This is a genomic window from Halalkalibacter kiskunsagensis, assembly GCF_037027555.1.
Taxonomy (GTDB): domain Bacteria; phylum Bacillota; class Bacilli; order Bacillales; family Bacillaceae_D; genus Halalkalibacter; species Halalkalibacter kiskunsagensis.
In genome coordinates this window covers 1-18,802 of the sequence record NZ_JAXBLX010000028.1, presented here as the reverse complement: position 1 = coordinate 18,802, position 18,802 = coordinate 1, and the positions used below count along the sequence as shown (strand labels likewise).

Sequence of the window (18,802 nt, the reverse complement as noted above, 5' to 3'; positions counted from 1 at the left end):
TGGAATATGATTACAATCCACGTCTCATCTTAAGAAGTCCTACAGTAGGTGTTATTTATTGTGGAAATATGATCTCCTACCTTTTATTTGAATCAAGTGTATGAACTTGTCCAATTAAGTGTAACCTATTTAAATTGACTTTTTATTAAAGTTAAAAGGCATGAGCCCGCTACAAAACAAAAAATTCTTGTCATCTAGTACTTTAAAGTACTAGATGACAAGAACCCACTACTTAATCACATCAACAAATTAGGCAAAAACGTCACAATTTGCGGAACATACGTAATCAACAACAAGACAACAATCATTGCTAAAAAATACGGCATTAATGCCTTAATCGAATCACTTACAGAAATCCCAGCAATCCCACATGATACAAACAGGCACACCCCTACTGGTGGTGTAAATAACCCAATGGCTAAATTTATAACCATCATGACGCCAAAGTGAACTGGGTCGACCCCTATCTGTATAACGATTGGCAAGAGGATCGGTGTGAAAATAATAACGGCTGGACTTAAATCTAGGAAAAAGCCAACAAATAATAGCAAAATATTAATTAACAACAGAATTAATAGAGTATTATCTGTAATGGAAAGAATTAAATTCCCTAACATTTCCGGAATCCCTTCAATGGCAAATACATATCCGAAAGCGGAAGCAGTCGCAATCATTAACGCTACCATTCCTGTTGTAATTCCGACTTCGATCATAATTCCAGGAATTTCTTTGATTTTTAGTTCTTTGTAGTAAAAGACGCCTAGTAGAAACGAGTATAAAACGGCTATGCCTGCAGCTTCTGTTGCTGTAAAAAAGCCACTTACAATTCCTCCGATAATAATGATAACCGTCATAAGAGCTGGAATGCTGCGGATCAATATTTTCCCTGTTTCTTTTACTGGTAACTTTACCTCAACTGGATAATTACGTTTTTTGGCAATGAAATATGTAACAAGACAAAGGGCGAAGGCGACCAGTATCCCAGGAAGAATACCACCTAAGAAGAGCTTCCCAATTGATACCCCTGCTGAAACCCCGAAGATAACCATCGGGATACTTGGTGGAATCATTACGCCAATCGTTGATGAGGTTGTCGTAACAGCTACGCTAAAGTCCTTTTCATATCCCTTTTTCGTCATAGCCGGTATTAAAATCGAACCGACAGAGGAGGAATCAGAAGCAGCTGATCCCGTAATTCCAGCAAAAAACATACTGCTCACAATGTTTACGTATGCTAAGCCACCTCTTAAAAATCCCACTAACGATTTGGATAGGTCGATTAAGTCGTTCGTTATTCCGCCTAACGCCATTAATCTTCCTGTTAAGATAAATAACGGAATCGCGATTAAGGTAAACGTATCAATCCCTGCAAACATACGTTGGACTAGAACCGTTATTGTCAGTTCCTCTGAGAGCAAGATTGCGGCATAGACTGCTAAACCGGTACTAATCGCAATCGGAATATTAATAAACATTAATACTAATAAAACGATAAATGCTATTAAAGCAACCACTTACAAACACCCTCTTTCTCCTAGTTTGTAAACTACTTCTCGAGTCACCCTTCAACCTTAGATGATTCTGCTGGGGTCTTAAACAGTGTTAATAGACTATAAAAACTATAAATGGCAAAAAGGATTCCTGTGATCGGAATAGACAAATAGAAATAAGACATCGGCCAACGTAACACAGGTGATTTGGAAATTTCACCGAGTTCGACTAACTGAAAACCATATTTTGCGATTAAAACGCCAAAAAAAAGAATCACGAGTTGAATAAAGATATCTACAGACCTCTTACTTTTTGGTTTTAATTTTTGATAAAAAAATTCAATCCCAAGGTGCATTTTACTTCTTAAGGTAATGACACTTCCTAGAAACGCAAACCAGATAAAGAGAAATCTCGCTAATTCTTCGGTCCAAGAAAAAGGAAGTGTTAATAAATATCTCCCACCAATTTGTAAGAGGATCACTAACACTAACGTAATCCCTAACACTTTTACGACTTTGTCAAGGAGAACATCATAAATGATCTTAATGATAAACTTCATCCGTTCTTTCCCCCTTTTCTTCTTAGGTTGATAAGCTAGAATAAGTTACAAGGCTGAAATGCTCTTTCAGCCTTGCTTGCTCTTTTTTACTCATTTAAGAAAGCATCTAATAGATCTTGGCCAATGATATCCTGGTATTCATCATAAATAGGCTCGACTGCTTCGATAAAGGTTGATTTATCATCTACAGAGTTGATCTTCATGCCATGTTCTTCTAGTGTTTTGGCCGCTTCTTCTATTTGTCTTACTTCTTCTTCAAATGCAAATGCTGCAGCTTCTTCTGACGCTTCTAAAACAATTTGCTTTAAATCCTCTGGAAGCTTATCTAAAAACTTCGTATCAAAGGCAATGACATTTGGTGTGATAAAGTGTTCTGTTAAAGAGACATAATCGGTTACTTCGTACTCCTTTTCCGTAACAATAAGGGCAATGCTATTTTCTGCGGCATCAACAACGCCTGTTTGAAGAGCCATATAACGCTCGTCTGCTGAAATTGGTGTTGGTTTTGCTCCTAATAATTCCATAGTTTTGATCATTATTGGACTCTCCATGACACGAACCTTTAGTCCTTTAAAGTCATCAGCTGTTTCAATCGCACCTTTTGAGCTATACACGATACGCGGGCCGCGAATCATCCAGCCAGTAATTTGAATCCCCGTCTGTTCCTGTAATGCATTACTAAGCTGATCACCAACACCGTTTGCTAAAACGTCACGTTGATGTTCCATGCTGCGGGAGATGTATGGCATTCCAAAGATCATGAATTTATCATTGATCCCTTCAAGAATCGATGTATTTATTTCAGCTGCTTGAATGGATCCCATTTGCAAACCATCAATATAGTCCGTATGTCCACCTAATTGACCGCTATGCATCACGTTTACATCAATTTTTCCGTTACTTCTCTCTTCAACGATCTTTTCAAATTCAAGAAACGCCATGACATTGGAGTCACTTGGAGTACTTGGAGTGGCCATTTTGATCGTGTATGTTTTTCCATCATCCGCTGCTTTTTCTTCTGAACTTGTTTCTCCGTTTGATTCGGAACGTTCAACATCTTGACTCGTTTGAGCTCCCCCGCACGCTGCCATAAGGATCATCAATGCTACAACTACCACCATCAACAAGATCGGTCTCTGTTTACCTTTCATCATTGTTCCTCCTCAAATATACAATTAGTTTGGTAACCGCTTACATTAAAAGGATAAGAAAAATTAGGTTTGAACCTCTGGTACTCTCTTAATATCTGGTGCGGTGAATAGGTCAAACTCGTCCGTGCTTTGTGTTGAAAATTCGGTCACCACTGCGCCTTCTTCTCCAGCTTGAAACCAATGTGGAGTATTAGGAGGAATGGTATATTGGTCTCCAGGATTTAGGACAATTTCATTCCAAACCGTGTAATGCTCGTCTCTTCCAGTTGGTATTTTTGCCTTTGGATGTTCGGTCATTTCACCAGGTACATTTAGATAGACTGTCCCAAAGCGACAGCGAAACGTTTCCTCTTTTCCTGGTGAATCACCAACTGGCGGGTGCAAATGCTCTGGACACGTTTGGCGTGGGAGCAATACTAATTCTTTTGCACAATGACGCTCCGTGTTAACATAAACAACTAACTGTAAGCCAATTTCTCGTATTCTACCTAAACCAAAATCGGCAACTTCAAAGGCGTCAATTTCATCTTGACGAAGCACGACCCCTGTTTGTTTCAAAAACGTAAGTGCTTCCTCTCTCACTTGTTCATATTCTTGTTTCGTAATCAACGAACCATTCCCCCTTTGTATCTGCGAGCTACTTCGTATTGTATAGAACTCGAAAAAAAACATCTATATCGAAAATACATCTACTCTTATCCATAATTCAGACCGTCTTACTTTCTTCATTAAATACATTGCAAAAATATTTTATAAAGACGCGGGACAAAAAATAAGGATATGAATTTTCGTTAAGTGGAGATGTATTCCCGTCATAGATGTTTCGCTTCGATTGCTTTACACTTCAACTTAACGTTGGAAGCGATATCATCCAACAACTAAACTTTTTAGGGGGTTTTTAGTATGGTACGTAAAATGATGGTTCCTTCAATGGAACTTGTGAATTATGATGGACCTGGAACGCAGTTGTGTGCAGTTATGGAAAACCCAGGAGAAATTACTGTTAAACGGGCAAAAATTCCCGAACCTGCCCCTGGTGAAGTTCGAATCAAAATAAAATGGGTCGGTATTTGCGGAAGCGATGTTGAGGTGTATCGAGGCGAAAGAGATCCCGAGTTTATTACATACCCAACTCGACTTGGGCATGAAGTGGCTGGTGTCATTGATAAGGTCGGTGAGGATATCATCGGTTTAAAAGAAGGCGATCATGTTGCCCTTCGGTATGTATGGGGAGCATTTACAGAATATGTTTGTTGCAGCCCTTTCTCTGTAAAAGTTATACCAAAAGATTTTCCGCTCATTGAAGGCTCGTTAGTTGAAGTTTTGCCTGCACTCGTATCAGCTGCTGAATTAGGAAATCTATCTCCGAATAAAAATGTGCTGATTATGGGGCAAGGTGTAAGTGGATTAGCCTTAACACAAGTTCTTAGTTTATACAGTCCCAAAAATCTAGTAGTCACTGATCTATTCGATGAAAAACTAGAATTAGCAAAGAAGTACGGCGCTACTCACACATATAAACTTCCATCAAAGGATACAAATACGATGGATATTGTCGGCCAAGACTTTCCTGATGGATTCGATGTCGTCTATCCTTGTTTACTAGAAGGAGACGGAATGGTCGATGCTATTGATGCTGCTGCTCAAAACGGTCAAATTGTGATGTACGGTTGTATCGGCACGTGCCATAAGCCAGTTGATTTCTTTAAAGTCCACAAAAAGCGCTTAGACATTTTATCAACTGAACCAAAACGGGATATTGATAACCGAAGATTCTTCGATGAAGGCTTAAAATTAGTCCTTGATGGGTTAGTAAACACGAAAGAAACGATTACTCATATTTTTCCACTAGAAAAAATCGATGAAGCTTTTAAAATTCGGAACGAACACAAAGGCGATACGATTCATGTCATGATTGATTGTGAAGTGAAACCAAACAATAAAGCGCAGCTTACAAACGAAAAAGTGACCGTAAACCATGACTAAACAGAATAAATGTTTTTATTGTACAAAAGATGAAAAGCTCCAAAGCTTAATGTCCAAAATTTGTTCCTTACAAGTCTCAACTCTTTATTTAAACAAAGATCAGACCCACAAAGGTCGGTGTATCATTGCGTTTCATGAACACAAGAACGAGCTATTCGAACTTGATGATTCGAATTTGCAGCTCTTTATGGATGATGTCGCAAATGCTGCTGAAGCATTAAAGGCAGTCTTTGGTGCAAACAAGATCAATTATGCCATTTATGGGGATCTTGTCCCACACCTTCACTTCCATCTCGTTCCTAAATATGAACATGACAAGGAATGGGGAGAAGCATTCACGAATAATCCTAACAAGAAACAAATCATTAATGTAGAGAGCTTTGAGAAAAGAGTAGCTTCTATTTACGAGCACTTACACAAAACGCTCTAAAAAAGCCTCGTTCCTCTCTAGTACTAGAGAGGAACGAACTATTCAGACTTAGAAACAACTGCAGGTTGCAAATCTAGCAGGAAATCTTCTTCTAGTACAATGTCTTTTCCAACAACGTTTCTTGTTTGTTCACGATAATCGCTTGGAGAGATCCCTTCCCTATCGCGAAACAATCTTGAGAAATAAGGTGGTGTTAAACCAACAAGCTCTGAGATCTCCGTTACCGTAGAATTGGTGAACTCTAAGTATTCTTTCGACTTCTCTACTCTTAGTTTCTGCAAAAATTGCATAGGAGTCGTCCCTAAGTTTTTCCGAAATAACTCAATTAAATAATGAGGATGGAAATTGAAATGCTTTGCCATATCTTCAAGCGTGACTTTTGATTGAAGGTTCTCAACAAGAAAGTCAACAATCGGCAAATCAGGATGTGCGTCTTGTATAACAGATAGTGATTCACTTGGCTTCGCTTCATTGAATTTAGAGTGTTGCTGTAAAAAGGCAAGCAGAAATCCTTTAAATTCAACATCGATCCGGTACGGAAGAATATCGTGTGGTCGATGCAAATTATCGCTAGAAAGTTTAAAGATTCCTTTTAATTTATTTAAAAGATTCCCAACCAATTTCGGTTCATCTATTTTACTAGTAACGATGATTTTTTCTAATTCATTGTCATCAACGAGAAATTTAAAATCCAACGTTGTTGAATCACTAGAAAAATGAAAACTATGACTCATGCCTTTAGGAATAAAATAACAGTAATCAGGCTCGATGTTATAGCAATCTCGTCCTAAATAAATCGTACCGCTACCATTGATAATAAAAATCAACTGGTAAAAGTCGTCGTGTTTATGAGTACCGACCCCACTATTCGTCTCATAATCGATTCTTGAAATCCATAATATTCGCAGATGACTATCTCTCAAATTCTGTTCCAACACCAGTCACCTCATTTTTTCTTTTTATGTATCTTATCATAGTAAAACACAATTCATAATAAAAGAACAATTCAAAATATTTTTTTCATAGTAAAAGGAGTGTTTGCATGGAAAAACGAAAATTAGGAAACTCCGATTTAATCGTTAGTGTGTTAGGAATGGGCTGTTGGCAATACGGCGGTGGATCCTACTGGGGGGAACAAAACCAACGTGATGTCGACCTTGTCGTTCATAAATCGCTTGATCTTGGCATTAATTATTTTGACACAGCTGAAGTCTATAACGATGGTGAAAGTGAGAAAGCTCTTGGAATCGCCATTAAAAACAAGCGCAATCAAGCTATTATCGGGACTAAGTTCACTCCTGCCAATGCAACTCCCGTTAGCTTGCGACAGTCATGCGAACAAAGCCTAAAACGTCTTCAAACCGATTATATTGATCTTTATATGCTGCATTGGCCTATCAATCACCATGCGATTCGTCATTTTACAGATAACGAAGATTCAATCTCGAACCCTCCACTATCACAAGAAGTCTTTCAAACGTTGGAAGACCTTCAGAAAGAAGGGAAAATACGGTACATCGGTGTGAGTAATCACGGCGTAAAACAAATGAAAGCAGTAGAAGAGGTAAATCCTTCTGTTATGACAAATGAATTAGCCTATAACCTGTTTTCAAGAGGAATTGAACATGAAATTTTACCGTATTGCACGGAAAAAAATATAGGCGTGATCGGCTATATGCCCCTGCAACAAGGGTTATTAACAGGAAAATACTCATCCCTCTCTGATGTGAAACCAATGCAAGCACGCTCTAGACATTTTCATTTCAGTCGCGGAGAAGGATCGAGACACGGGGAAAATGGAGCAGAACAAGAAATTGAAATTGCGTTAGCAGAAATCAAAGCGATTGCAGATGAATTAAATGTCCATATGATCGAACTTTCATTAGCCTGGGCTATTTCAAATCAAGAAATCTCCTCAACTATTGTCGGCTCACGAACGGAGAGGCATCTTGATTTAAATGTTAAAGGAGCGTATTTAAAGCTACCACAAGATGTGATGAATCGTCTTAACGATATTACAAATCCTGTCTTAGAGAAATTAGGGGCGAACCCTGATTATTATGAAAGCAGATATAATAGTAGGATTTTTTAAGACGGAGGGACAGGGTTCTGAACTGCACCCCAATTGTTAGACACAACTAACAATTGGAGGTGCAGTTCAGTTCATTGTCCCAATTCTTACGATGTTTATTAATATCTAGTATTCCTGTTGAAGCCAGAATGAAAGTACAGACAGTAGAGTAAGTGCGCTCAACAGGGGTGAAATCTTCACCTGCTTTACCGGTTCCTAGTCCCCTCATCCAGTTTATCTAAATTTTAACCTTCTCCCTTACCTCTTCTTCCTTCACCAATTGTTTCACCTTCTGATCAATTCTCTCGATCTCCATTGAAGCATTTCTCCACCAGTTTCGGCTCCAGATGCGTTCAATGGTCCATCCTCGGTTTTCAAGGAATCGTTGGCGGTACACATCTCGTTCTTTTGCATTTTTTGAGCTATGGTACATCGCACCGTCACACTCGACCCCAAGTATATATCGATGAGGATCATTTGGATGAATGATCGCTAAGTCAATGCGATAACCTGACATTCCGACTTGTGTGTCCACTTTATAGCCTAAATGCAGAAGCTGCTTGTATACTTGTTCTTCAAATGGCGAATCAAAACTTACTTCTGTCTGTTGCGTTCGGGTATTAGAGCTATCCCGAACATCGTTCACAACCGCTTTAATTTGTTCTTGATCCATTTTAGAGACGGCTCTTACGTACTGCAAGTAGGATTTTAATATTCTTGGGCCGATATGAGCGGTACTCGCTACATTTAATTCTTCAGGTTCAACACTTGAGACGACGATAATCCCTTCTTTTGCCCGTGTAACAGCAACATTCAAACGGTTTTCGCCACCTTGTTGATTTAACATACCGAAACGGTTATAGATTCTCCCTTCTTCATTTTTCGCATAACCAATGGAAAAGAGAATTACATCACGTTCATCCCCTTGGACATTTTCGATATTCTTCACAAAAATACGTTCATCTAAATCCTTGCTCATCACTTGATTATACAGTGCCTGAAACTCTGGATCATCTTGAACTTTTTTATCAATGATATCTAAAATTTTGTCTTGTTGTTTGGCGTTGAATGTGATCACACCGAGGGTTTTATTCGGTTCTTTAATTAGCAACTGTTTTACTTGCTCGACAACCGCTTGTGCTTCGATTTCATTTGACTGATTGACCCATAGTCCATCGACTTTCTTCCATTGTAGGGCGGGTGGTTCTCGTAATGGTTCAACATTTGGTGCAATTTGTACTTGCCCTTGGTAAAAGGCATGGTTTGAAAAGTTAATTAAATCCTCATACTTGGAACGATAATGCCATTGGAGGATTTTTTCTGGAAAACGGCGTTTGGCTAGGTTTAATAAACTTTGCGAATCATCGATGTCGTACTCCTCTTCATCTTCGTCGCCAGAAACCGAGCTTTGGAACATACTAAAGGGAGGAAGCTGCTTCTCATCCCCTGCAACGATCACTTGCTTTGCACGGTAAATGGCAGCAATGCTGCTCTCCACTGTACATTGAGACGCTTCATCAAAAATGACGCGATCAAATAATCCTTCCTCAAGTGGAAAGATCGATGACACTGCTTCTGGAGACGTTAGCCAAACTGGCAGCACATCCAACAGTCCGTCGTGTGCAAATTCTTCAATAACTTTACGTAATGGCCAGATTCTTCTTTTCTTGGTCACTTGATGGTTAAGTTCTTTTACACGTCTTCCTTTCTCCGCTTTTACTTGCAGCACCATCTCACTTAGCTCATGACGCAAGAATTTCTTGGCGACTTCCCTCTTCTCATCAATTCCCTTTGCAAACAACTCGCGGATTCGTTCAAATTCATTTGTTGATATCTTCTTAACATCAGGATGATTCGTTTCCACTTGATCGATCCAATGAATAAATGTCGAGTTTCGGACGAGATCTACCCAAACTTTCGGCAATGATGACGTATCGGTTAATTCTTTTTCCTTCAGCTTTTCAACGACACTTTTTACTAATTCAGTACTATTCTCCAAATAAGAATCCATCTGTCTTAAATCTTCAAAATCTTGATGGATGTACTCTAACATCTTATCGAGTTCTTCTATTGGGATATCACCTTCAGAGACTCGTTGTTTCAACTGCTCAACAATGTCTTCATCGATATAGGCTTTTAGCTTCTCAATCTGTTTCGCCATCACTTGTGTCTCATTCGAAAGTTCATACATAATCTTTAAACCTTCGCGAATCGTAAGCCATTCTGTTGAAGATACTCCTTTAAACTTTTGACCATTTAATAATTCCTCAATGATTTGTTTTCCTGTAAACGACGTCCACCACCAGAGGCGGAGACCTTGTAGGGTACGCTTATTTTCAGGGGCTAGGTCTCCATAAATTTTGCTGAGTTTATCATTTACAAGCCACGTATATGCCGGTGTTATTTTTTCATGATTGAGTGTGTTCAAATGCTCTACAGATGACCGGGCTTTCGTCAGTACATCTTGTATTGTTTCGACTACGTTTAACTTATCCTTCATTTCCATGAAAGCAAATGATTTTCTCATTTTGAGTGGATAATTATCTTTGCCAAATCGTTCGTACCATTCGCCGTACGTATACACGGCAGCAAGAGTGTCTTCTAAAGCGGTTTTACTTATCTTCGGGAGAATGTCGCTAACATCTAACAATTGAGCCGTATCTTCCAACGGTTTTGCCTGCCCGTAAAGGTCGTACAACCTGTAACCAAAGTCTTGATATTCAAATAACGTCGTTGAGATCGAATTTAACAAAGCTTCTTGAGAAGCAATTCTTTCAGACAGTTCTTTTAATTCTTGCGCTGCTTGATCAAATAACAATTCTGGCTTATTTAAAAGCTGTTCAATCTGTCCATAGAGCGCCTTGCGATCATGTTTTTCATCGTGAATGAGTGCACAATGCTCGGCAAGAATCAAGCTTTCTAAACGTTGATAGATCACATCAAGAGCAGCACGTTTTTGACAGACAACGAGCACCTTCTTTTTTTGATGAAGTGCATCCGTAATGAGATTGACGATCACTTGAGATTTCCCTGTTCCTGGTGGTCCATGTACGACCAAGCCTTTTTGGTAACGCGCCTCTTCTAATATTTCTTCTTGTGAACCATCTGTTTGCATTAAAAAAAGCTTATCTTCTTCTTTAACGAACGAACCGGAGAGTCGGTCCTTTTCACTTTCTTCTGCAGTCAATGATGAGGGATCGACCACTTCATGAGTTGGGTCGATGAGATCCTGCGCCAACGCTAGGTCTTCTTCTTCATTTAATTGAATCATCTGGTCATAATCTTTGACGATTGCCGAGCCACCTTGAGGAAAATTGCCGATCACCGCATGCTTCAACAGTGTTACATTCACTTGATCAGGAATCTCGTCTCGCTTGTACTCTCTTAAACGCAAGATTTCCCCTTCTTGTACTTGTATGTCCGGGAACACATCTCCTAGTACTGCCTTCCATTGTTCGAAATCATGAGTAGGTGCGATTTCACTTAACCCATCTAACCAGTCCTCTGAAAAGGTCATGCCATTTACCTTTTTTAATGCCAAAAACAACGTGCGGTTGATTTGCGGCTCATCATCAGAGTACGTTAATACCCACTTTTGTTGATTCACTCGATCTTTTTCTAGTCGAATGGGATATAAAAACAAGGGAGCTTGAAAAAAGGTACCATCAACCATCGTCCCTTGGATAAATGGGTATCCTAAGTAAAAATCGTAGACCCCTGTTTCATCCTCGATTGCTTTCATATTACGAAATAAATCAGTCACTTTCTTAGAGAGCAACAAGGAGTCATCATCATTTATGTTTACAGTAAAAAGCGGAATGTCGTTTTTGTGATTACTAAGAACTTTTGATACGACACTCTCCGATATTCCGGCTTCAATTCTTCGGTTTAACTCTGTTACGTCCAAACTCCATTTGTTATATAATTTCAGCAATCGAATCGAACGATTTCGCTTACTAATATCATTTAACTTATCTCGCATATGGACCAATTTTTCTTTCATATTTAACCCCTTTTCCCGTTTCTTCTGTCATAAACTATATGTAAACAAACGTAAATTATATTTACTACTTTTCTACTAATTGTAATTACCTAATTTTAACAAAGACAAAGGAGAAAGACCAAATAAATTGTCGAAAATAAGAAAGAAAGGTTCCGCAATCTCAAAAAAAGCAAGACTTGAAGAAGCCACCTTTGCGGGTGGATATTTCTGGTGCATGGTAAATTTCCCGGTATTTACAAGGGGCTCTCCGGCTATTCAGGAGGCTACAAAGAAAATCCATCGTACGAAGAAGTTATTTCCGGTACTACAGGTCACCGAGAAGTTGTACAAATTACTTTTGATCCAAATGTATTTCCATACGAAAACCTACTGAATATTTATTGGAGAAATATTGATCCGACCGATGAAGGCGGTCAATTTCGCGATCGTGGGGAACAATATAAAACAGCGATCTACTATCATAGTGAAGAGCAACAGAAGCTAGCAGAGGAATCAAAGCGTCGGCTTGAAGAAAGCATGAAATTTAGTAAGTCTATTGTAACGGATATTCTCCCAGCCAAAACCTTCTATCCGGCCGAAGAAAAGCATCAAGATTATTATAAAAAAAATCCATATCATTATAAACGCTATTATGAAGGGTCAGGACGAAAAGGATTTACCGAAAACAAATGGAGGGTAGAAAAAGACCCAAAACAACTAAAAGAGAGGCTGACTTTTCTCCAATATGAAGTGACTCAAAATAATGCGACAGAGCGGCCATTTGAAAACGAATTCTACCAAAACTGTGAAGAAGGAATTTATGTTGACATTGTAGCAGGCGAGCCCCTTTTTTACACTAACGATCAATACGATGCTGGATGCGCCGCATTACGCTTTATTCCTAAAAATATTTTGGATTCAGCAGGATACGGAGAGTATTTATCCATATTTGAGGAAGGTGAACAAACATGAGTAAAAATTTTGATATGCAAACAACGAATGTACAAACTGCAACATTTGGATTTGGATGATTTTGGGGACCAGATGCCCGGTTCGGACATCTACCAGGAGTTATTAGAACACGTATTGGTTTTTCAAGTGGTACCACCCCTTCTCCAACCTATCGGAATATGGGTAACCATACAGAGACATTAGAAATTGATTTTGATCCAACGATGAAGAGGAGAAACCCGCTCCTCTCAAGGCTTTTAAAAGATGTAACGACTCCACTCATTGCTTCGGGGGTGTCCCCAAAGTTCAAAAATAGGCCTTTTGGACCCCCCCTATGGATTTCAGCGTCGTAACACGTAATAAATCCGTTCTAATATAATATATGAGAAGGATGACAAAAACAGTCCAAAGTATGATCGTTCACCATTCCCACCGCTTGCATATAAGAATAACAAATTGTACTGCCGACGAATTTAAATTCATCTTTTTTTAACTTTTTGCTCATATAATCACTTATTTCGCTTGTTGCAGGTACTTCTTGTACTGTCTCCCAATGGTTAATCATTGGTTTGTGATCTACAAAGCTCCAAATGTAATTAGAAAAGGAACCGTATTCTTTTTGAATTCTTAAGAATGCTTTGGCATTCGTTACGACGCTTTGAATTTTTAATTTATTCCGGACAATCCCGTTGTTCTCCATTAAAGATTGTAATTTTTCATCTGTATAGTGAACAATTTTTTCTGCATCAAAATGATCAAAGGCTTTTCGGTAATTTTCTCTTTTTTGCAAAATCGTCCACCAGCTGAGTCCCGCCTGTGCTCCTTCTAGGCAAAGCATTTCAAATAATGTCCGATCATCATAAACAGGTACTCCCCATTCTTTATCGTGATACTCAATATATAAAGGTTCTTTTGCTATTACCCACGTGCATCGTTTCATCACTTGTAGCTCCCAGCTTTTTGTTTTTGTAGTTATTCTCTATTTACGAATCTGTAATTTGCTTTTTTAATCAAAGCCCTTCCTCAACAACAATAATCCTAAGGATGAAGCGGACGCTCAGCACGAAATACCCACTTCGGCTTTACCAATGGATCCTTCCAATGCCACGCTCCGAGCGCCGCTGCACATGCATCAATTGAATGACTCTCTTCTTCTACAAAAGCTGGCACACCTGTTACGTTTTGTTCCCCTAGCCATTCTCTTATATATTTTCTTGCTGGTCTAATTTTATCAAATAAGCCTTCCATTTACATAATGAATGCCCTTAAAAAAAGAGTTCTTGTTTAACTAAAAGTAAAAGCTGGTATGAAAGTGGAAAATATTATTATTAGTGGATTAGGACAATTTGCTGCCCAAAGAAACTAAAATAGGAACCAGAATTTACAATTTCTGATTCCTAACACAATGGCCTAAGCTTTTTTACAAATAAATCTAATAGCTCTTTGGCACTATGTACTTCTTTATCTGGTTTATAGGTAGCATTGGCTGGTAAATCTTTCTTACGATGGTTCATCCAGACCGCCTGCCAGCCTGCTTGTTTTGCTCCGATAATATCTTTTTCAAAATTGTCCCCGACATAAACCGTTTTGGTTTGGTCAAGTTCCATTTTCTCTTCTATAAAATCAAACACTTCTCTTTTCGGTTTTGCATGACCAATGGTTCCAGAAATAAAAGTCTTTTCTGCAGGAATCCAGCGACTAAGGCCGAGTTGCTTTATTTTCATTGCTTGATGTTTTTCCTCACCATTGGTAAGAATCCCAAGCTGTTTTCCTTTTTTGTAAAGTGCATTTAGTAGTTCTTCCACTTCCGGAAACAATGTAATGTTTTTTTGTTCGGCAACATATGTTTCATGAAAAATAGCCGCTTTTTCCGTATCTATAGTAATGTTGAAGTCCTTAAAGGCAGCGATAATTCGTCCAGTCTGCCATTTAAATTGTGATATTTCACCTGCTTCACTTTGATCAAATAAAATCTCACTATACTTTCGACTAGCTTTATATATTTGATCAATTTCTTCGTCTGATAATGGCTCTTGAAACAGCTTCCTCACAGTTTTATGAAAAGATTGTGCTTGGTCATATAGTGTATCATCGACGTCAAAAATTATCGTATCCATTCGCAAAACCCTCCTCGTATTATTATGATACCACTTATTTGAGCTAGAAATTATTTAATTGAATTTCAAGTGTAGGTGATGAATGGGAAACCCACCTTCATATAATGCAACCACTTGCTTCTTAAATTTGGTGGTAAACGTTTTTCTTTTTTGAGACATAGTAGATTCGCTCCTTACTTGTTATATGTTATTCTACTAGCCCTTATTTTTCTTTCATCTTGAAGACCTCTCCGAATACAATGAAACCTTACAAAAACAAGTCGAACTAAATCTTCCACTGCTCAAAAAACAGAAACAAGCAATAGAAGAATGGGCGCTGACCAAGAAAAGAAAGGAACAATTTCATGCGTTAACACCTGATCAACAAATATTCATCCTTGTTTTCAACAAAGAAGAACAAAATGCCTTGTTAGACCGCATTCATAAGCCGTTTTATTATACGTATGAAAGTATTGAAGCCTTATCTCTAGATGACCGAATCAAAAAACAAGTCGAATTGCAGCTGCCTTTGTTAAAGGAGCAAATGCACGAAATTGATATAGCGCAGAATAAAGCGGAGCGTAAAAAAGGAGAGCTTGGCTAACCACCAACTCTCCTCTATGATTTATGAAAAAAACACCGTAAACGTCATCACAATTAAAGCAAAAATTCCTGGATTTTTCAGTTTTGAGTTTGTCATATGGATCCCTCCTGATATGTTGATCTCTTTTTGTTGTCTTTATCATATCAAGCATAAAAGGAGTTGTATCAATGGTTGTTAGGTTATATGCCATAAAACATATATTTGAAATGCGTCTTTCACAAATTAACCAGATTCTAAAATACCAGCTCCGCCTCTCTACTTTTATCAAGAGCCCTATGAGATCGGTATAAAGCATAAAAACATTTAGCTGACTGGGCATAGAGAAGCAACGGTTCTAGTGCTTCCTTCGATTAGCAAAACTAAAGAAGCAAAAGATACGTCCCCTTTCTTCAGTCCATTTACAATAATCGAATCAATTTCGATTCTTTTTGCTACATCGATATATTGGATCTCCGTTCACTCTTTTTCTGTTTCAAACACTCTTTGTTCTTTTACTAAACCAAACCCTCCATTGTAAATCGTAATGCTTAATTGTTCTGTTTTTTCATTTGTGGACTTATACCTCACATTTGCCACCTCCATCATCTTTTCAAATATTAGTAGCGCCAACCAAGCTGTGGGTGGTTTATTATGGAAATTTGTTATGTAAAAAGGTTCCTTCGATCACTAATTCATTTTCCTAAGAATAGAGCCTGTCACTTTTTGAATTAGGAAGTGGCAGGCTCTTCGCTTTTTATTTCCCCTTCAACTGCACATTCCACAGCGGATTATAAGCCTGAATTAATTTGATGTCTAGCTCTTTAATTTCCTCGATATTTCATAAAGAGAGTGTAAAAAACTTATAGTCTTACATTGTCACTTAATCGTTATGAGCGAATTTAAGCGACAATTTGTTGATTGTCCGTCACGATATCAGTTTTTCAGGGCAATTTTCCCGTAGCCACTATTCACTCGTTTTTTATATGAATCTAAGCAGCATCCAACGTAAACAAACTTATTGTCAACGGTATAGGCATTTGCTTAAAAATCAAAATATTAATAGAAAAGATCTGTTTTTTGAACTTCTATCATGAATAAATTTACAGTCGAATGGGAATTAGCAATAAAAGGGAGGATTCATTATGCAGATTGTCACTTTTATTTTTGCGCTTTCACTTGCAAGTATGCACGTTCTAGCGAAAAACATGCGCTTTATTGAAGTTATTCCTAGAAGTCGGTTCCTGTCATTAGGTGGAGGTGTATCAGTCGCGTATGTATTTATTCATATTTTGCCGGAGTTAAAAGAACATCAAGAATACATTGAAGATACCGGTTTCTTGTTAGAATACTTAGAACATCATGCCTATTTATTAGCAATGTTAGGGTTGGTTATTTTTTATGTGTTAGAAAGAGTAGCGAAGGAATCACAGAAGAAAAATCAACAAGATACTGGTCATAACAAACCGAGGAAAGCAATGTTTTGGCTACATATTAGTTCCTTTTTCTTCTATAATGGTTTAATCGGGTATTTGTTAATTCATCGGGATTCAGAAGGCTTCATCAATTTGATCTTTTATGTCGTCGCGATGGCGTTACACTTTATTGTAGTCGATTATGGCTTACGGACACATTACAAGGACACTTATAACCAAATCGGTCGGTGGATTTTGTCTTTAGCCGTTATGATCGGCTGGGGCATAGGGGTACTAACAGAAATTCCTGAAGCAGCATTAGCGTTACTTTTTGCTTTTCTATCAGGTGGGATTATTTTGAATGTATTAAAAGAAGAATTGCCTGAAGATCGTGAAAGTAATTCATGGGCTTTTTCATTCGGTGCAATTGGATATGTGGTCTTACTATTGATCGTTGTGTAATGTAAGAGATGCCTGCCCAGATTCCCTTACTCAATATATGGAATCTGGGCAGTCCCTTTGCTTCCACAAAAAAGCCTAGAATCTATCGTTCTAAGCTTTCCTAGTTTCTACTTATTTTGTGCGCAACCTCTTCTGGCACTTTAAAAGATACATCGCTTAAACTTTAAAACAATTGAACAACGAAATATAAAATAGGAAGGACTATGAATAGAAGAGCTGTGTTTAAAAGCCAGCTTGAGTTAGCTAAATCGACATCAAGTTTAAATAATTGTGGGGGAATTAATGATGAAACAGCGGGGGGCATTGCTGATAAAACTAATATAACACCAAGCACCATACCATTATGCATCTCACCCATACCAAATAAAAAAGCCATTGTTGTAATTATGCCCGGTACTATAACGAATTTGATAGCTGAAATAAAAAAGCTCTCTCTTAAATAACCTTTCACACTTTTAAAATTCATGGAAAACCCAATTGGTATTAATAGTAGCAACGTTGAGATCGGAACCAAAGTTTGATTTAAATGACCATAAAATATAGGCCTTTCCAATGAAGATAAATTTAAACAACCACCAATAACAATAGCCGTAAAACTTACGATAATAAATGGATCTTTTAAAATTTTTAGTATGACAGAACGATTATCTTCCTCCCCTTGTTTCGTACCAAATGCTTTTGCAATGGGGAATGCCACTGTATAATAAACAAATTCTTCAAAAATACGAAATAGAGCCACAAAAGCTAAACTAGCTTCACCAAAAAGCAAAAAACAAAACAAAGTACCAAAACTACCAAGGTTTACAAAGGCACCTGAAACGAACAAAGAACCTGTTTGCGCACGATTGAGTTTCAACAGTTTTCCTACTGCTATCCCTAAAAGCCCTCCAAGAATAATAGTTGTGACTCCTAAAATGGGCAAATAAATTAAATTGAATTCCGACAAGTCAACAATCCAAAAGGCACCTATTAGAATAAGTGGGTTAATTCCTAGTAACACGAAACGAACTAATAATTTTAAGATTCGACCAATGCCTAAACTTGCAGGCAATCTTTGTGATTCTACTAACCATCTAATTACTTTTCCAATACATAGACCCAAAATAATAATACCTAATGCGTATAAGAAAGTACCCACTGTTCCTCTCCTCTCGATCATCACAATGACTCTATAAAAAAGAACATAATCTACTCTACTTTCTAATGTAAAGAGAGTTTACCCTATTCTCCTTGTTAGAACTCATAGTGTATTTTATTATATAACAAGTGTAGCCAATAGAAAAAGCTATCATTTATTCAATATAGTAAAGACGCTAATAAATGTGCCCAAAAATGAATAGTGGTGAGTTAAAATCTATCAATCACAATAATCGTTTTGCGGGTTTATCCTACTCTAACGTTTTACAATGGTTTATTGAAATCTTAAATGGTTACACTCATAGATATTCTTTTCTATTGTTAGCAAACCTATGTAACCAACAAATCTTGTTGTTTGCGCGTTGATGGGGTTGGTGGTGACGACGATTGTAGGGATGTTTTTGATATAAAAAATCACTAGTGTTGCATTAAATTAGACTAACTATTAAAAATACTCAAAATGTTCAATAAAGTTATTTTGTGCAAAGAAA

17 protein-coding genes are annotated in these 18,802 nt (G+C 37.8%); 7 read left to right on the top strand and 10 right to left on the bottom strand.

What is annotated here, in order from left to right:
* Positions 1-236: 236 nt before the first annotated feature.
* From SLH51_RS16120 to SLH51_RS16105, 4 genes are all read right to left on the bottom strand, one after another.
* Positions 237-1,514 (bottom strand): TRAP transporter large permease, encoded by a 1,278-nt coding sequence (locus tag SLH51_RS16120; protein WP_335962385.1) that lies wholly within the window; start codon positions 1,512-1,514, stop codon positions 237-239.
* Positions 1,515-1,558: 44 nt separating this feature from the next.
* The gene (locus SLH51_RS16115) at positions 1,559-2,050 is read right to left on the bottom strand and encodes a TRAP transporter small permease (RefSeq protein WP_335962384.1); all 492 of its coding nucleotides are present in this window, start codon (positions 2,048-2,050) and stop codon (positions 1,559-1,561) included.
* Between the two features lie 86 nt (positions 2,051-2,136).
* The gene (locus SLH51_RS16110) at positions 2,137-3,201 is read right to left on the bottom strand and encodes a TRAP transporter substrate-binding protein (RefSeq protein WP_335962383.1); all 1,065 of its coding nucleotides are present in this window, start codon (positions 3,199-3,201) and stop codon (positions 2,137-2,139) included.
* Between the two features lie 63 nt (positions 3,202-3,264).
* The gene (locus SLH51_RS16105; RefSeq protein WP_335962382.1) at positions 3,265-3,810 is read right to left on the bottom strand and encodes a D-lyxose/D-mannose family sugar isomerase; all 546 of its coding nucleotides are present in this window, start codon (positions 3,808-3,810) and stop codon (positions 3,265-3,267) included.
* A 294-nt stretch (positions 3,811-4,104) separates the two neighbouring features.
* On the opposite strand from SLH51_RS16105, the gene SLH51_RS16100 reads away from it, so the two are divergent.
* Together SLH51_RS16100 and SLH51_RS16095 are read left to right on the top strand one after the other, a co-directional pair.
* The gene (locus tag SLH51_RS16100; RefSeq protein WP_335962381.1) at positions 4,105-5,187 is read left to right on the top strand and encodes a zinc-dependent alcohol dehydrogenase; all 1,083 of its coding nucleotides are present in this window, start codon (positions 4,105-4,107) and stop codon (positions 5,185-5,187) included.
* On the top strand, positions 5,180-5,617 hold the full coding sequence (locus tag SLH51_RS16095; protein ID WP_335962380.1) for an HIT family protein: 438 nt from the start codon (positions 5,180-5,182) through the stop codon (positions 5,615-5,617). The genes SLH51_RS16100 and SLH51_RS16095 overlap by 8 nt, the downstream gene beginning before the upstream one ends.
* A gap of 38 nt (positions 5,618-5,655) precedes the next feature.
* Here SLH51_RS16095 and SLH51_RS16090 read toward each other — a convergent pair whose 3' ends face one another.
* Positions 5,656-6,552: an AraC family transcriptional regulator gene (locus SLH51_RS16090; RefSeq protein ID WP_335962379.1), complete on the bottom strand. Its 897-nt coding sequence runs from the start codon at positions 6,550-6,552 to the stop codon at positions 5,656-5,658.
* Positions 6,553-6,659: 107 nt separating this feature from the next.
* Between SLH51_RS16090 and SLH51_RS16085 the strand changes: the two genes are divergently transcribed.
* Positions 6,660-7,709: an aldo/keto reductase gene (locus SLH51_RS16085; RefSeq protein WP_335962378.1), complete on the top strand. Its 1,050-nt coding sequence runs from the start codon at positions 6,660-6,662 to the stop codon at positions 7,707-7,709.
* A 217-nt stretch (positions 7,710-7,926) separates the two neighbouring features.
* On the opposite strand, the gene SLH51_RS16080 is transcribed toward SLH51_RS16085, so the two are convergent.
* The gene (locus tag SLH51_RS16080) at positions 7,927-11,691 is read right to left on the bottom strand and encodes an AAA domain-containing protein (protein ID WP_335962377.1); all 3,765 of its coding nucleotides are present in this window, start codon (positions 11,689-11,691) and stop codon (positions 7,927-7,929) included.
* Between the two features lie 210 nt (positions 11,692-11,901).
* Between SLH51_RS16080 and msrA the strand changes: the two genes are divergently transcribed.
* A complete protein-coding gene (msrA, locus tag SLH51_RS16075; protein WP_335962376.1) occupies positions 11,902-12,642 on the top strand; it encodes a peptide-methionine (S)-S-oxide reductase MsrA in 741 nt (246 codons plus the stop codon).
* Positions 12,639-12,974, top strand: a complete 336-nt coding sequence (locus SLH51_RS16070) for a peptide-methionine (S)-S-oxide reductase (RefSeq protein ID WP_335962375.1) — start codon at positions 12,639-12,641, stop codon at positions 12,972-12,974. The genes msrA and SLH51_RS16070 overlap by 4 nt, the downstream gene beginning before the upstream one ends.
* Positions 12,975-12,991: 17 nt before the next feature.
* Here SLH51_RS16070 and SLH51_RS16065 read toward each other — a convergent pair whose 3' ends face one another.
* From SLH51_RS16065 to SLH51_RS16055, 3 genes are all read right to left on the bottom strand, one after another.
* Positions 12,992-13,561, bottom strand: a complete 570-nt coding sequence (locus SLH51_RS16065) for a DNA-3-methyladenine glycosylase I (RefSeq protein ID WP_335962374.1) — start codon at positions 13,559-13,561, stop codon at positions 12,992-12,994.
* Between the two features lie 98 nt (positions 13,562-13,659).
* Positions 13,660-13,869 (bottom strand): hypothetical protein, encoded by a 210-nt coding sequence (locus SLH51_RS16060; protein WP_335962372.1) that lies wholly within the window; start codon positions 13,867-13,869, stop codon positions 13,660-13,662.
* A gap of 149 nt (positions 13,870-14,018) precedes the next feature.
* On the bottom strand, positions 14,019-14,738 hold the full coding sequence (locus SLH51_RS16055) for an HAD family hydrolase (protein ID WP_335962371.1): 720 nt from the start codon (positions 14,736-14,738) through the stop codon (positions 14,019-14,021).
* A gap of 406 nt (positions 14,739-15,144) precedes the next feature.
* On the opposite strand from SLH51_RS16055, the gene SLH51_RS16050 reads away from it, so the two are divergent.
* Together SLH51_RS16050 and SLH51_RS16045 are read left to right on the top strand one after the other, a co-directional pair.
* Positions 15,145-15,321 (top strand): hypothetical protein, encoded by a 177-nt coding sequence (locus tag SLH51_RS16050; RefSeq protein WP_335962370.1) that lies wholly within the window; start codon positions 15,145-15,147, stop codon positions 15,319-15,321.
* A 1,121-nt stretch (positions 15,322-16,442) separates the two neighbouring features.
* Positions 16,443-17,174 (top strand): hypothetical protein, encoded by a 732-nt coding sequence (locus SLH51_RS16045; RefSeq protein WP_335962369.1) that lies wholly within the window; start codon positions 16,443-16,445, stop codon positions 17,172-17,174.
* 163 nt (positions 17,175-17,337) lie between these two features.
* Here SLH51_RS16045 and SLH51_RS16040 read toward each other — a convergent pair whose 3' ends face one another.
* Entirely contained in the window at positions 17,338-18,312 is a 975-nt protein-coding gene (locus SLH51_RS16040; protein ID WP_335962368.1) for an AEC family transporter, read from the bottom strand.
* Positions 18,313-18,802 lie beyond the last annotated feature (490 nt).

Bases quoted from the DNA above. Each gene is read 5' to 3' on its own strand.
- SLH51_RS16110 (WP_335962383.1), bottom strand. From the start codon at position 3,201: ATGAAAGGTAAACAGAGACCGATCTTGTTGATGGTGGTAGTTGTAGCA.
- SLH51_RS16095 (WP_335962380.1), top strand. From the start codon at position 5,180: ATGACTAAACAGAATAAATGTTTTTATTGTACAAAAGATGAAAAGCTC.
- SLH51_RS16080 (WP_335962377.1), bottom strand. From the start codon at position 11,691: ATGAAAGAAAAATTGGTCCATATGCGAGATAAGTTAAATGATATTAGT.
- SLH51_RS16055 (WP_335962371.1), bottom strand. From the start codon at position 14,738: ATGGATACGATAATTTTTGACGTCGATGATACACTATATGACCAAGCA.
- SLH51_RS16060 (WP_335962372.1), bottom strand. From the start codon at position 13,869: ATGGAAGGCTTATTTGATAAAATTAGACCAGCAAGAAAATATATAAGA.
- SLH51_RS16065 (WP_335962374.1), bottom strand. From the start codon at position 13,561: ATGAAACGATGCACGTGGGTAATAGCAAAAGAACCTTTATATATTGAG.
- SLH51_RS16100 (WP_335962381.1), top strand. From the start codon at position 4,105: ATGGTACGTAAAATGATGGTTCCTTCAATGGAACTTGTGAATTATGAT.
- SLH51_RS16045 (WP_335962369.1), top strand. From the start codon at position 16,443: ATGCAGATTGTCACTTTTATTTTTGCGCTTTCACTTGCAAGTATGCAC.
- SLH51_RS16085 (WP_335962378.1), top strand. From the start codon at position 6,660: ATGGAAAAACGAAAATTAGGAAACTCCGATTTAATCGTTAGTGTGTTA.
- SLH51_RS16115 (WP_335962384.1), bottom strand. From the start codon at position 2,050: ATGAAGTTTATCATTAAGATCATTTATGATGTTCTCCTTGACAAAGTC.